We start from the raw sequence: 13,020 nt of genomic DNA, 5'->3' as shown, positions 1-13,020 counted from the left end.
GGCGGCTAGCGGTTTGCAATACTTGAAAAAAGCAGGGGCAAAAACATGGCGACATTCACCGTAATTATTCCCTTTTATCAACGGGAACCGGGTATCCTTACCCGGGCCCTGCAATCCGTTTTCAGCCAGAGCTTCGTGGATTTTGATATCATCGTCGTGGACGACGAGTCACCCCATAACGCGAAAATCGAACTTCAGGACGCCGATCCGACCTGGCTCGAGCGCATCCGAATCATCGAACAAAAGAATGGCGGGCCAGGGGCGGCGCGCAATACCGGGCTGGACGCGGTGCCCGCCGAAACGCGTTTTGTGGCGCTTCTCGACAGCGACGACGTGTGGCTTCCGGATCATCTCACAAACGCATTCGAGAGTATGAGCCGCTTCGGCGCCGAGTGCTACTGGGCCTCGATGCAGGCGAGCGAAGAGTTCTATTACCACTTCGGCATGGCGCAGTTGGAGAAGACCGAAGGCGGCACACGGCTATCGGAAAAGCCGCTCATCATCGAGCTTCAGGACCTGGCAAGCGTCATGCTGCGCAACTGGAGCTTTCTGCATCTCACCTGCATGGTGATGTCCCGTCCGGTCTTCGAGGCTGTCCGCTTCGAGCCCGAATTGAGACTGGCCGCCGAAGACGTGCTGTTCTTCTGCGACTGCATCCTGAAATCGAAGCGGACGATCCTCTGCGACGAGCCGGGCGCTGCCCGCGGCATGGGCATCAACATCTTCCATTCGATCGACAACCAGTCGCCGGAATTCCTGCGCCAGCAGTTCAACACCTGGGTGGCGCTTGATACGCTGGAACAGCGTTTCAGCAACAGGCCGGGCGACGTCGCGTCGATTGCAGGTTATAAGAACACCGCAAGACGGCAGGCATTGTGGAGCCAGGCCGGGCGGATGAAGCGGCGCCAGAGCCCGGAATTCGGCCTGCTGGCCAAATGGGTGATGCGCGATCCGGCGCTGATCCGCGCGGCCTTCGAACTGGGCGCAGGGAAACTCGGTATGGGTGCGCGCGAGCGCTCGGCGACGTAAACTTCGCATTTTTTACAAAGACTTCACTCCCATCAGGAGGCTTGCATGCAACCTTATTACTGGGCATCCCACCACGGCAATTTCGGCGACGACCTCAATCTGTGGCTCTGGGATTATCTTCTTCCGGGCTTTCGCGACGTCCACGCCGATACGATGCTGGTCGGCGTCGGTACCGTTCTCAACCCCGTCCTGCTTCCGCCCGGGCAGAAGAAACTAGTGATCGGCAGCGGCTATGGCTATGGCGAGGCACCCGATATCAATGATCCCGAATGGGACGTGCGCTGCGTGCGCGGACCATTGACGGCGGCGAAGCTCGGTCTTCCCCTCGACAGGGGGATCACTGACCCCGCGGCCCTCATCCCCGATATGCCGGAATTCCAGAACCTGCCGAAGATCCACAAGAAGACCTTTGTTCCCCATTGGGAATCGGCGGAATTCGGCATGTGGCAATCGGTCTGCGAGCCCGCCGGACTGACTTGGCTCGACCCGCGCGGCGAGGCGAAATCGGTCATCCGGGCGATTGCCCAGTCCGAGATGATCGTTGCCGAGTCCATGCACGGCGCGATCCTGGCCGATGCATTCCGGGTGCCGTGGATTGCGGTGAGCACATCCAGATCCATCAACAATTTCAAGTGGAACGACTGGGCACAGTCCGTCGGTGCGACCTACAATCCGCACTTCGTGCCGGTTTCGACGCGCGCCGAGGCAGTGGCCAAGAAAACCAAGTTCTGGGGAATGAGCTTCGACGGCGGCGGCGGCCAGCAGCAGCCGGCCCATCACGAACCTGCAAGCGCAGATGCATCGGTAATGACGCGGACGTCTGCGCCCACAGCTCCTGCTCAGTCAGGCCTTCGCGGCATGGCGAAGCAGGTCCTTGCGGCACCGTCGATCCTGGCGCTCTGGCAGGCCAGCCGGACCGAGCCACAGCTCAGCCCGGATTCGATGCTTCAAGACAAGAAGCAGCGTTTTCGCGCTGTTCTGGACGAGATCCGCCGCGACTACTTCTGAACGGCGGCAGGGTCCGCTGCGGCCGGAACCCCGGCAAGCAGATAGCGCATGGCATGCGGCGTGGCGACCGGAACCGGTCCGCCACGTCTTGCCTCCATCTTGTCCAGCAGGATCGCCTGCGCGACATAGGGCAGGAACTGCGGCCGGCCGAACATGTAGCTAGCGGCCGCGACAATCCCCGAATTCGACTTGGTATCAAGGAAGGCGCGATGCTCGTAGCGTTCCCGGATGTGGTCGCGGTGACGGGTAATTACCGCCCTTGCCTGCGTCGGCAGAAGCGGATCCGACAGGATCGCCTCATCCGCTTCGTATAGCGTTTTCAGATCATGGGTGCGGTGGCGGCTGCTGAGCGAATCGGCCCTGACGACGGCGCCGTAGCCGCAATGCTCGATCACCTTGTAGCGCGCACCCTTGGCCAGAGCCCGCAGATATAGATCGTAATCCTCGCCAAGCCTCAGGCCCTCGTCGTACCGAAGACGATGGGCATCGAGGAACGAGCGACGAATAATCGGCTTCAGAAACCCTGTCTCGCCGCGCGGCTTTCCGCGCTCGGAAATATTGCCCTCGACGAATTCGATGAGCGAGATCGTCCGCGCCCTCGACTCGAACTTTTCGGGCGGCAATGCGGCGGCAGGATCGGAGATGAAGGCGATGTTGTCGGCCAGCATGTCCCAGTCGCCAAGCGCCAGCATTGGCTCGAACCGTCCAGGAAAGAAGAAATCGTCCGCATCGAGAATGGCGATCAGCGGTGCACTGGAGGCGGCGATCGCCCGGTTTCTCGCAGCAGACGGGCCCTGGTTCTTCTCCAGCGAGATGATCTGCAACCGCCCGCTGCCATCATCCACACTGCGGGCAGCGCCGGCCGTGTCGTCGCTCGAGCCGTCATCGACCACGACGACTTCGCTGACAAGCGCTTCCTGCAACGCGGACCGGACGGCGGTGGCGATCGTGTCTGCCGCGTTCTTGGCTGCGATGACGACGCAAATCGTCTGAACATCGGGGTGGGCCGTTGCGCTCTCCATGAGACTGTCTCCATCGTTCGTCGTGCGAGGACCTGAACGCAGGAAGATGGCCTCCATATGGAAGCACTGCAACAAAAACTGAAATGGGACTGAGAGCGCCGGCTAGATATCCCGGGCAGGCAGGTGTGACGTCACTTCGGACGGAATGTTGGAAACCTCTCTGGAGCGCGCAGCGACGGCGGTATCTGTCCGACCCCTGCTACCCGCGAGCTTCTCGCGGTGAACGAGGTAAACGATGCCAACGAAATAACCCACCTGGATAATAACCGCGCAGAGGAGCGTGTGTATAAATGCTGTGTAGACGGACCCGCTGATGAAAAAGGACGCGAGCGCGAAAACGACCAGGACGCAAAGGATACTTATAAATACGCGCGGCGCATACATGATCGCCCTCCCGAGCAGCTTATAGTTCTTGGCTTCTAGACGCAGGCTCCTCCCTGCACTGTCACGATAGGACCGGCAGTAGTCGGATGCAAGCAATACAGCATCTGCTATGCCGAGTATTAATGAAACTTTCGTAAGGTTTGCCGGTTCCCTGCCCCGCCATGGCAGTTCCTTGCGATTAGCGTGAATGGTTTCTTACCTTGGTACCACAGCCCCCAATCGCATTTCCGCCACAATTTGGACGTGAAGCTCGCCGTCTGGAACATTCCGCTGCTGGATGTCGCAGAGTCGGGGTCACCGGCGTTCAACTTTTGTTACAAAGGTGACGAGACTCGACGAAGCCATATTGCGCTGCATCATTGTATTGCGGTGCGAAATGCGTAGGCCTTTGGTCTTATACGCAAGCTACTTCCTGGCCCTGCGCAAAGAAGCAATCACAGGTTTAGCTCTGGACTGGCCCTGCGCAGAAGCCCCCCAATACGCTAATGGCACGGGTATTATTCTAACTCCGGGTATAGTTGCCAGAAAAGAACAGTAGACCTGGGGTGGCTATTCAATCGATTGTAAAAAAATCGGAGTGCTGATCGGATTTTGGCGCGCATCGACCCGCATCGGGACAGCGCTCCCGGAAAAAATTGGCTGGCATCAAATTCCGAACACAGACTTATTATCAAATTGTCGACGAAAAGACCCGCCGAAAGGCATCACCGACTATCGCAAAACCTAAATGGAGTTACCCTCTATGAAGTCAGCGACACGTTCGGCTAGTTCGCCGTTTGTAGACTCCGACCAGGCCTTCGGTACCCTCCCGATCGGTGGCCTCGCTAAACGCAGCTTCGATATGACCGCAGCTGCATGCGCGCTGATCCTGTTCAGCCCGCTATTTCTGATGATCATGGCCTTGGTGAAACTCACCGATAAGGGCCCGGCCTTTTACGGCCATAGCCGCATTGGCCATAACGGACGCATTTTCAAATGCCTCAAGTTCCGGACCATGGCGACCGACGGCGACGAATTGCTGCGCACCTATCTGCGTGACAATCCGCATGCCGCTGAAGAATGGCGTCTGACGCGCAAGCTGAAAGACGACCCACGCGTGACTTCCGTTGGCAAAGTCCTGCGCAAGCTCTCGCTCGACGAGCTGCCGCAGTTGCTCAACATCGTGCGTGGCGAAATGAGCGTGGTTGGACCGCGTCCCGTCGTGGACGAGGAACTGAAAGTCTATGACGCCTTTGCCGTCTACTACCTTCGCACCCGTCCTGGCCTCACAGGCCTGTGGCAGATCAGCGGTCGCAACGATGTGTCATACGAGACCCGCATCGCTTTCGACACGCAATACGTCCAGAACTGGTCGCTGGTTCGCGACATCGCCATCATTGCAAAGACCATCCCTGCGGTCTGCTTTGCCCGCGGCAGCTATTGATCTGAGTTTCTTTTGATAGCCTGAGAAATCCTGGTCGGTCACCGGCCGCAAGAAAAACCAAGAACAAGTCACCAGACGAACTCAACAGTCGAAACAAGCGCAAGCCGACCTCCCACGGATTTGCGTTTGAATGCGATTGAAGGACCCGTAGATGTTGAAGAACGATCATTCGAAAAGCGGTTCGCCGGCGCTCCTTTTTGCAGCCGGCGCCCTGCTGCTGAGTTCAGTCGCGCCAGTCCTGGCGCAGGACAAAGCCCCGAAGACCACACAACAGACCTCCACTGAGGCCGAAACCGCAACACCTGGCAAGGCTGCGGCACCCAAGACCCCTGCAGCGGCTGCCGCAAGCGGTCCCGCCAGCGGCGGCTATAAGCTCGGCGTCATGGACAAGCTGCGCATCCGCGTGGCCGAATGGCAGCCGGCCGATGGCACGGTGCGCGACTGGGACGTGGTCGGCGGCGAATACACGGTCGGCCCGTCCGGGGCGCTGTCGCTTCCGTTTATCGGCGATCTCGACGCAGCCGGAAAGACGACCGCCGAAGTTGCCGGTCTGATCGGCCAGCAGCTGCGCGACAAGTTCGCACTTCGAAACCTGCCCTCTGCCTCGGTTGAAATCAGCCAGTACCGGCCGGTCTATCTCGCCGGCGACGTCACGACACCGGGAGAGTTTCCCTATTCCCCGAACCTGACCGTGCTGAAGGCGGTAAGCCTTGCCGGCGGCTTGCGCCGTTCAGATGCTGGTCAGCGCTTCGCCAAGGATTTCATCAACGCGCAGGGCGACGTTGCCGTCTACGACAACCAGCGCGGCCGCCTGATTGCCCGCCGGGCACGGCTTGTGGCCGAGGTTTCCGGATCGCGCGATCTGCCAATCCCGGCGGAACTGAAAGACGTGCCCAATGCCGCGCAGCTGATTGCCAGCGAGACATCGCTGATGAAATCGCGCCGCGACCGCTATGAGCTGCAGCTGCAGGCCCTCAACGAGCTGCGCAGCCTTCTCGAAAGCGAAGTGAAGTCGCTCGCGCAAAAGACAGAGACGCAACAGCGCCAGCTCGATCTCGTGTCGGAAAACCGGGACAAGATGTCCCGGCTCACCGAACAGGGTCTGGCTACCAGCAGCCGCCTTCTGACCATCGAGGAGCGCACGGCCAGCATCCAGTCGACCCTGCTCGACATCGACACGTCGACCTTGAAGGCAAAGCAGGATATCAGCCAGGCGAACCAGGACGAGATCAACCTGCGCAACGACTGGGAAGCAGACCGGGCAAAGGAGCTTCAGGATACCGAAGCGGAACTTGAAAAGCTCGGCCTGCAGCTGACCACCAGCCGCCAACTGATCTCGGAGGCAGTTGCACAGTCTGCCGAGGCGCTGCGCTTCGACCCGAGCAAGACAGCCGCGACGATCAAATACACTGTCGTGCGCGACGAAGGCGACGGCCCCAAGGAAGTGGCCGTCGACGAGAATGCCCGTCTGATGCCGGGCGACGTGGTGAAGGTGACCTCCGAACTGCTGATGCAATAGGGGTAACCGGATGAAGATTGCCAAGTCGTCCCTGATCGACCCGGAGAAGAATGAGATCTACGGGATTGCCGCTGTCGCGCTGTCCTTTTTCGTCTTCGCCTATTCGAGCAGGTTCGGGCAGATCTCGATCCTTGCCTATTACGGCGTATGGTTCCTTCCGGTCGTGACCGACTACCGACGGGTGCTGGGCCGCTATTCCCGGTTTCTTTGGATCTTCTCGTTCGGCATCTTCTGCTTCATCTCCGCTTTCTGGTCGCCAGCCTTTGGCGTGTCGCTGCGCACGGCCATCCAGTATCTGACGCATATCGTCTGCGCGTTGATTGCCATGCGGATGCTCAGCACCAAGACGCTACTGCGCGGCGGCCTGATCGGAACCGGGATCGTGCTCGTCTATTCGATCCTGTTCGGCACCTATCTGATGGACGCGATGGACAATACGTTCAGCTTCGTCGGCGCATTTTCCTCCAAGAACCAGCTGGGTTTCTTCGCGTCGCTCGGCGTGATCTTCTCCTATGCGGCGGTGATGCTGTTTCGCATGCGCGGCATCTGGATGATCGGTGCCGGCGGCGGCGCGCTCCTGTCGGCCTATTGCCTCCTCGCCTCGCAATCTGCGACCTCTGTCATCACCACGGCCGGTGTCGTGGCGCTCTGCATCGGCCTGCAGGGGTTCATGTTCTTTTCGCCGAAGCACCGACGCGGCTTCTTTGCGATTGCGCTCGTGTTCGGGCTTGCCGGCATCGTCGGTGCGCTGCAGTTTGGCGCGATGGATGCGATCCTCGGCGTGTTCGGCAAGGACTCGACCCTGACGGGCCGCACCTATCTGTGGCAGCAGGGCATTGCCGCCGCTGCACAGTCTCCCATCATCGGCATGGGCTACCAGGGATACTGGGTTCCAGGCGCCTCCGAGGCCGAACGCCTCTGGCAGGAATTCTTCATCACCGGCCGCAGCGGTTTCCATTTCCACAACACCTATATCGAAAGCATGGTGGAGACTGGCATCATCGGCACGGGCCTGCTTGTCTTCATCCTGATCGCCTGCCTCACCGGCCATCTGAAACGGCTGCTGACCATCTCGCGCACGCCGGAATCGCTGCTGTTTGTCGGCCTGTCGACCCTGCTTGTGATTCGGTCCTTCGTGGAGATCGACATCCTCAACCCATACCAGGTCGGGTCTTTCCTGTTCTACTTCATGGCCGGTCGTCTGACGCTGGCGGTCAGGCCGGTCAAGGCAAAGGCGGACCGCCCTCAATACGGTTTCATGCCGAATTCACCCACGGGGCCCGAGCGCGGGCAAAATGGCGAACCGGGCATTCCGGCAGGCTGACACGCCCAAACGGGCGTCGAAGGACGTGAAGACAATGCCTACTCTCTATTCGATCCAGTATCTGAGAGCCTTTGCGGCGCTGGCCGTGGTGCTGTTTCATGCCGGCGAGAAAAGCGGCCTGCACTTCACCATCGGTGCGGCGGGTGTCGACGTGTTCTTCGTTGTCAGCGGCTTTATCATGATGGCGATCAGCGACGCCCGCTCGGCAAGTCCCGGCAAGTTCTTCAAAAACCGGCTGCTGCGCATCGTGCCGATCTACTGGGCGGCGACACTTCTGATGATCGCCGGCGCCCTCGCCGGTGCGTTTCCAAACCTCGTGCTGAGCCTGCCGCATGTGCTGGGCTCGCTGCTGTTCCTGCCCGTTGCCTCGCCCAGCACCGGCGCACTGTGGCCTGTCCTCGTGCAGGGCTGGACGCTGAACTACGAGATCTTCTTCTACGCCGTGTTTGCGCTCACCCTGTTTGCGCGCCCATCGGCCCGGCTTCCGTTGCTGGCGCTGGTGTTCGGAACGCTTGTCGCAATCGGCCTCGTCATGCCGCCCGAAAATCCGTCGCTCGCCTTCTACACAGCCCCGGTCATTCTGGAATTCGTCGCAGGTGCAGCGCTTGCGAAACTCTGGCAGCGCGGCGCAGTGCCTCCGGGCCCGATCGGCTTGGCGCTGATCTGCCTGTCGATCGCCGGGTTCGCGGCGATCCAGATTTTCAAGCTGGAATTCGATGCATGGTCCTGTGGACCGCTTGCGATCATGCTGGTGACCGGCGCGCTCAGCCTTGAAAAAAGCCGCTCGGTGCCGAAGATCCCTGCCCTCGCCTATCTCGGCGATGCGTCCTACTCGATCTACATCTGGCATACGTTTGCTGTGTCGGTCGCGGTCAAGATCCTCTCCTCCGCAGCCCTGCCGCCTGTCGCGGCAACCACGATCGCGGTGGTCGCCGGCACGCTGATCGGTGTCCTCGCCTATGAGGCGCTGGAACGGCCGATGCAGGCACTGGTGAGGGGAAAGCGGACAGGCCTGTGGCGTTTTCCGGCCAAGCAAACGGAGAGACGGCCGATCCCCTGACCGGCCGTCCGTTCTTCGTGGTGAGCCGCTAACTCAGGCGTATTGCGGCGGATCGTCGTTTTCATCCGGGTTCGGCACCGGATCTTCATCCGGCAACCTGTCGGGCTCCGGCTCACCGATCGGAGGGACCGGCGGAGCGGGTGTTGGCGGGATTGGGCCGGGTACGGGTTCAAATGGATCCTGCGCCATGGGCACTCCTCTCTCTGTTGACTAAAGGGAACGTTGCAGCCTCAGGCTGCCATGCGTTCCTCGACCGCACGCCAGTTCACGAGCTTGTCGAGAACGGCACGGATATGCTCCGGCTTGCGGTTCTCGTAATCGACGTAATAGGCATGCTCCCAGATATCGATGCCGAGATAGGCGGGGCGACCGACAGCGATCGGGTTATTGCCGTCTTCATAGCCGATCAGCGCCAGCTTGCCGGCATCGTCGCGGGTAAGCCACACCCAGCCGGTGCCGAACACGGTATCCGAGATATCGACGGCGCGCTTGATGAAGCCATCATAGTCGCCGAACGTCTCGTTGATCGTCGTTGCAACCTCGCCCTGCGGCCGGTTCGGGCCACCGGGAACGAACTGATCCCAGTAGGCCACATGGTTCCAGGCCTGGGCGGCATTGTTGAAGATCTTCTTGTCCGCATCGGCATCGGACTTGGCTGATTCCACAACGATCGCCTCAAGATCCATGTCGGCATACTTGGTGCCGGTCGACAGCGTGTTCAGCTTGTCGAAATAGGCCTTGTGATGCTTGCCGTAATGCAGGCCCACGGTCTTTGCGGAAATGACGGGTGCCAGATCGCCCTCGCCGAATGGCAGCTTCGGCTGTGCAAACGGCGCGGCGGCCCGTGCAATATTGGGAATTGGAAACACCGCAGCGGCCGCTGTGAAAGCGGTTGCGGTGAGAACGGTTCGACGGTTGAGTTCCATGAATTGAGCTCCTTCCCTGTTGTCTCTGGAAGGAACAACCCCTTAGGCGCCCATCGGTTTCCCGATTTCGCCGATTCCGCCTGACAATTGCGTATTGCGGAGCACGGACGTCATGCGTCCGGCACGTTGTCATTGAGCTCTTTGATCCAGATCCGGCCGTTGCCATCCGACGGCGCCCGCCAGTCGCCGCGCGGCGACAGCGATCCGCCGGATGTCACCTTCGGCCCGTTCGGCGATGCGGAGCGCTTGAACTGGCTGATTGTGAAGAACCGGAACAGGAACGTCTCCATCCAGCGCTTGATGACGGGCAGATCGAACTGCCGCTTCTTCTCCTCCGGGAAATGCGACGGCCAGGCGCCAGCGCCGGCATCCTTCCAGGCCTGCAGCGCCATATAGGCGATCTTCGACGGCTTCAGGCCGAAACGGGTGAGATAGTAGAGCGTGAAATCATGCAGATCGTAGGGGCCGATCTTGTCTTCCGTGCTCTGCATGGCGCCATCGGCGCCCGCCGGCACCAGTTCCGGCGAGATCAGCGTGTTGAGGATGCGCTGCAGCGTTGCATTGGTTTCGTCATCGAAGCTCTCGGCCTCGATGACCCAGCGGATGAGGTGCTGGATGAGCGTCTTCGGCACCGAAGCGTTGACGTTGTAATGGCTCATCTGGTCACCGACGCCGTAGGTCGACCAGCCGAGCGCGATCTCCGACAGGTCGCCGGTACCGAGCACAAGCGCGTTGCGCTGGTTGGCGGCGCGGAACAGGAAATCGGTTCGCAGACCCGCCTGCACATTTTCAAACGTCACGTCATAGACCGGCTCGCCGCCGCTGAACGGATGTTTGAGATCGTGCAGGAGCTGGGTCGAGAGAGGCTTGATGTCGACCTCTTCGGCCGTAATGCCCATGCCGCGCATCAGCGCCCAGGCATTCGACTTCGTGTCGTCGCCGGTGGCAAAGCCCGGCATGGTAAAGCCGAGGATATCGGTGCGCGGCCAGCCGAGCTGGTCATAGGCCTTGGCAGCGACCAGCAGCGCATGGGTCGAATCGAGGCCGCCCGAAATGCCGATGCAGAGCCGCTTGATGCCGGTCGATTTCAACCGCTTCATCAGGCCCTGGACCTGGATGTTGAAGGTTTCGTAGCAATCCTGGTCGAGCCGCTTCGGATCTGATGGCACGAACGGATAGCGCTGGATGGCCCGCTCCAGATCAAGCGTTTCTTGCGGCCGCTCGAAGTCGAACAGGACGCGCCGGAACGTCTTGCCTGCCGTCAGATGCAGCGTTGCGGCATCGTTGAACGTGCCGGTGCGCATTCTCTCGAGACGCAGCCGCTCGACATCGATATCGGCGACGCACATCTGCGGGCCGGCCGGAAACCGCTCGGTCTCGCCCAACAGATCGCCCAGTTCGTAGATGCAGGCCTGGCCGTCCCAGGCCAGATCGGTGGTGGATTCGCCGGGGCCGGCCGCCGAATAGAGATAGGCCGCAAAGTTGCGCGCCGACTGGGTGGCGCAAAGCAGCTTGCGCATCTCCGCCTTGCCGACGGTGATGTTGCTGGCCGACAGGTTGGTGAGGATCAGAGCACCGGCCATGGCGCCGAAATCGCTCGGCGGCGCTGGCAGCCAGACGTCTTCGCAGATCTCCACGTGGAAGATGAAATCGCGGATATTTTCAGCGGCAAACTGCAGATCGATGCCGAAGGGCACCGATTGTCCGGCAACCGAAATCATCATGTCGCGCACGCTGCGGCCGGATGCGAACCAGCGCTTCTCGTAGAATTCGCGGTAATTCGGGATATGGGTCTTCGGCACCACACCGAGAATGCGGCCTGCATGGATGACGACGGCGCAGTTGAACAGACGTCCTTCGTGACGCAGCGGTGCGCCGACAAGAAGCACGGGAAGCAGCGCCTTGCTTTCCTCGACGATCGTTGCGAGCGCGCTTTCGACCGCATCGAGTAGAACGTCCTGGCCGAGCAGATCGTCGATCGAATAGCCGGAAATGCCAAGCTCCGGAAACACCATCAGCGCAACGCTGCGCGCGTGACCTTCACGGGCGAGGTCGAGCGTTGCACGCGCGTTGAAGTCCGGGTCGCCGAGTTCGCAGACGGGCGTGCAGGCGGCGCCGCGAATGAAGCCGTGGCTATAGGGCGAATGGAAATTCATCTGGCACTCCGAAGGCATGGTCATTGGCCGCGATCGTGACGTCTCGCATTTGCGACTGCCCGAGACGCCTCCCTAAATCATTGGCCTGTATAGCACCTCTGTAAACACGCGCCAGCATAGCGACATCAGAATCGGGTGACGTTGGAAATGGCGACGGCGATTGGCAAAATCGAATTTCCGTGACAGCTTGTCCGAACGTGTGACCGCACACGGTTTTTCCCGCATGCAATTTTTCAAGAAAGCCAAATTCAAACGTCATATTTTGGAGCGTTGTCATGTCCGTACTGGATGATCTTCTTCGCCAGAAAGCTGAGATCGAGGCACGCATTCTCGATGCCCGGGCGCAGGAAATCGATCGCCTCAAGCTGGAATTTGCCTTCCTCGCGCTCAAGCTGCGGGAGCTGAACGGTCTGCCGAAGCCGCTTGTGGACCTGTTCACCGACAAGGGAGGAACGTTCAACTCATTCCGGGCGCTGAACGTCAAGAAGCCATAGCCGCCGGCGTCAGAGGGCCCTGCAATGGACCTGGCGCAGCTTGCGAAAGACTTAGCTGTCACAGAGCGGACACGACTGAAGATACTGCGTTCGGGCTTCACCATCAGCGGACACAAGCTCTGGACGGATGAGGAAGACCTGATCTGCCGGATCTTTCATCCCGATTACTTTGCCATAAGCCAGGTTCTGCATGCCCGGTCGAAAAAGGCCATACAGACACGCTGCCAGAGACTGGGTCTTGCACCACGCCGGCAGGCCTGGGGATGGTCGGCCCGGCAGAAATTGCGCAGGCTCTATCCCGACGCAGACCGGAAAGAGATCTGCGACGCGTTTCCGGGCGTCAGCTGGGACCGGATCCAGGCGGCGGCCCGCTATTACGGTTTTCGCCGCAGCCGGAAGCCCTACAAGCTGACAGGCATTCCGGCGCTCGATCAGCTGCGAAGCCGCTGCTACGCGATCCGGTGGATCATGCGCGATATGGATGAAGAGGCCGGCACCGGCCAGTATTTCCAGACCCGCGGATACAAGAGCCGCTACCCGGATTTCAAAGCCATCGACAAGGGCGTCCGGGCGCTCGGCGGCCATCTGGAAGTCCGCTGGGACGACGCAAAAGGCGGGCATGTCCCGCCGGACATACCCGCCTTTCAAACCAGCCTTGGGAGGCTAACTCGTTAG

13 protein-coding genes are annotated in these 13,020 nt (G+C 60.4%); 8 read left to right on the top strand and 5 right to left on the bottom strand.

What is annotated here, in order from left to right; genetic code table 11:
• Positions 1-45: 45 nt before the first annotated feature.
• Entirely contained in the window at positions 46-1,029 is a 984-nt protein-coding gene (locus BLW69_RS01575) for a glycosyltransferase family 2 protein (RefSeq protein WP_062461584.1), read from the top strand.
• 45 nt (positions 1,030-1,074) lie between these two features.
• Positions 1,075-2,037, top strand: a complete 963-nt coding sequence (locus tag BLW69_RS01570) for a polysaccharide pyruvyl transferase family protein (protein WP_092659478.1) — start codon at positions 1,075-1,077, stop codon at positions 2,035-2,037.
• Here BLW69_RS01570 and BLW69_RS01565 read toward each other — a convergent pair.
• Together BLW69_RS01565 and BLW69_RS01560 are read right to left on the bottom strand one after the other, a co-directional pair.
• Complete coding sequence (locus BLW69_RS01565; RefSeq protein WP_092659476.1) at positions 2,028-3,059, bottom strand: glycosyltransferase family 2 protein; 1,032 nt, start codon at positions 3,057-3,059, stop codon at positions 2,028-2,030. The two genes, BLW69_RS01570 and BLW69_RS01565, sit on opposite strands and share 10 nt — an antisense overlap.
• 102 nt (positions 3,060-3,161) lie before the next feature.
• On the bottom strand, positions 3,162-3,443 hold the full coding sequence (locus tag BLW69_RS01560) for an exopolysaccharide production repressor protein (protein WP_092659474.1): 282 nt from the start codon (positions 3,441-3,443) through the stop codon (positions 3,162-3,164).
• Positions 3,444-4,185: 742 nt separating this feature from the next.
• On the opposite strand from BLW69_RS01560, the gene BLW69_RS01555 reads away from it, so the two are divergent.
• The 4 genes from BLW69_RS01555 (at position 4,186) to BLW69_RS01540 (ending at position 8,769) form a co-directional block, all read left to right on the top strand.
• Complete coding sequence (locus BLW69_RS01555) at positions 4,186-4,866, top strand: sugar transferase (RefSeq protein ID WP_092659472.1); 681 nt, start codon at positions 4,186-4,188, stop codon at positions 4,864-4,866.
• A gap of 151 nt (positions 4,867-5,017) precedes the next feature.
• Positions 5,018-6,385: a polysaccharide biosynthesis/export family protein gene (locus BLW69_RS01550; RefSeq protein WP_092659470.1), complete on the top strand. Its 1,368-nt coding sequence runs from the start codon at positions 5,018-5,020 to the stop codon at positions 6,383-6,385.
• A gap of 10 nt (positions 6,386-6,395) precedes the next feature.
• Positions 6,396-7,709 (top strand): O-antigen ligase family protein, encoded by a 1,314-nt coding sequence (locus BLW69_RS01545; RefSeq protein WP_082476449.1) that lies wholly within the window; start codon positions 6,396-6,398, stop codon positions 7,707-7,709.
• 34 nt (positions 7,710-7,743) lie between these two features.
• Positions 7,744-8,769 carry an acyltransferase family protein gene (locus BLW69_RS01540; RefSeq protein ID WP_092660959.1) on the top strand — a complete coding sequence of 342 codons (1,026 nt, stop codon included), beginning with the start codon at positions 7,744-7,746 and terminating at the stop codon, positions 8,767-8,769.
• A gap of 33 nt (positions 8,770-8,802) precedes the next feature.
• On the opposite strand, the gene BLW69_RS22660 is transcribed toward BLW69_RS01540, so the two are convergent.
• The 3 genes from BLW69_RS22660 to BLW69_RS01525 all read right to left on the bottom strand — a co-directional run bounded on the left by BLW69_RS22660 (position 8,803) and on the right by BLW69_RS01525 (position 11,851).
• Positions 8,803-8,958, bottom strand: a complete 156-nt coding sequence (locus BLW69_RS22660; RefSeq protein ID WP_092659468.1) for a hypothetical protein — start codon at positions 8,956-8,958, stop codon at positions 8,803-8,805.
• A gap of 41 nt (positions 8,959-8,999) precedes the next feature.
• Positions 9,000-9,695: a superoxide dismutase gene (locus BLW69_RS01530; RefSeq protein WP_092659466.1), complete on the bottom strand. Its 696-nt coding sequence runs from the start codon at positions 9,693-9,695 to the stop codon at positions 9,000-9,002.
• A 110-nt stretch (positions 9,696-9,805) separates the two neighbouring features.
• Positions 9,806-11,851 (bottom strand): NAD(+) synthase, encoded by a 2,046-nt coding sequence (locus BLW69_RS01525; RefSeq protein WP_092660957.1) that lies wholly within the window; start codon positions 11,849-11,851, stop codon positions 9,806-9,808.
• Between the two features lie 275 nt (positions 11,852-12,126).
• On the opposite strand from BLW69_RS01525, the gene BLW69_RS01520 reads away from it, so the two are divergent.
• Together BLW69_RS01520 and BLW69_RS01515 are read left to right on the top strand one after the other, a co-directional pair.
• A complete protein-coding gene (locus tag BLW69_RS01520; protein ID WP_062461605.1) occupies positions 12,127-12,345 on the top strand; it encodes a hypothetical protein in 219 nt (72 codons plus the stop codon).
• 24 nt (positions 12,346-12,369) lie between these two features.
• Positions 12,370-13,020: a hypothetical protein gene (locus BLW69_RS01515; protein ID WP_175487236.1), complete on the top strand. Its 651-nt coding sequence runs from the start codon at positions 12,370-12,372 to the stop codon at positions 13,018-13,020.

The organism is Rhizobium sp. NFR12 (assembly GCF_900108545.1).
GTDB lineage: Bacteria > Pseudomonadota > Alphaproteobacteria > Rhizobiales > Rhizobiaceae > Neorhizobium > Neorhizobium soli.
Note: the sequence above shows the minus strand (reverse complement) of the source record. Positions and strands in the feature narration are given on the sequence as shown.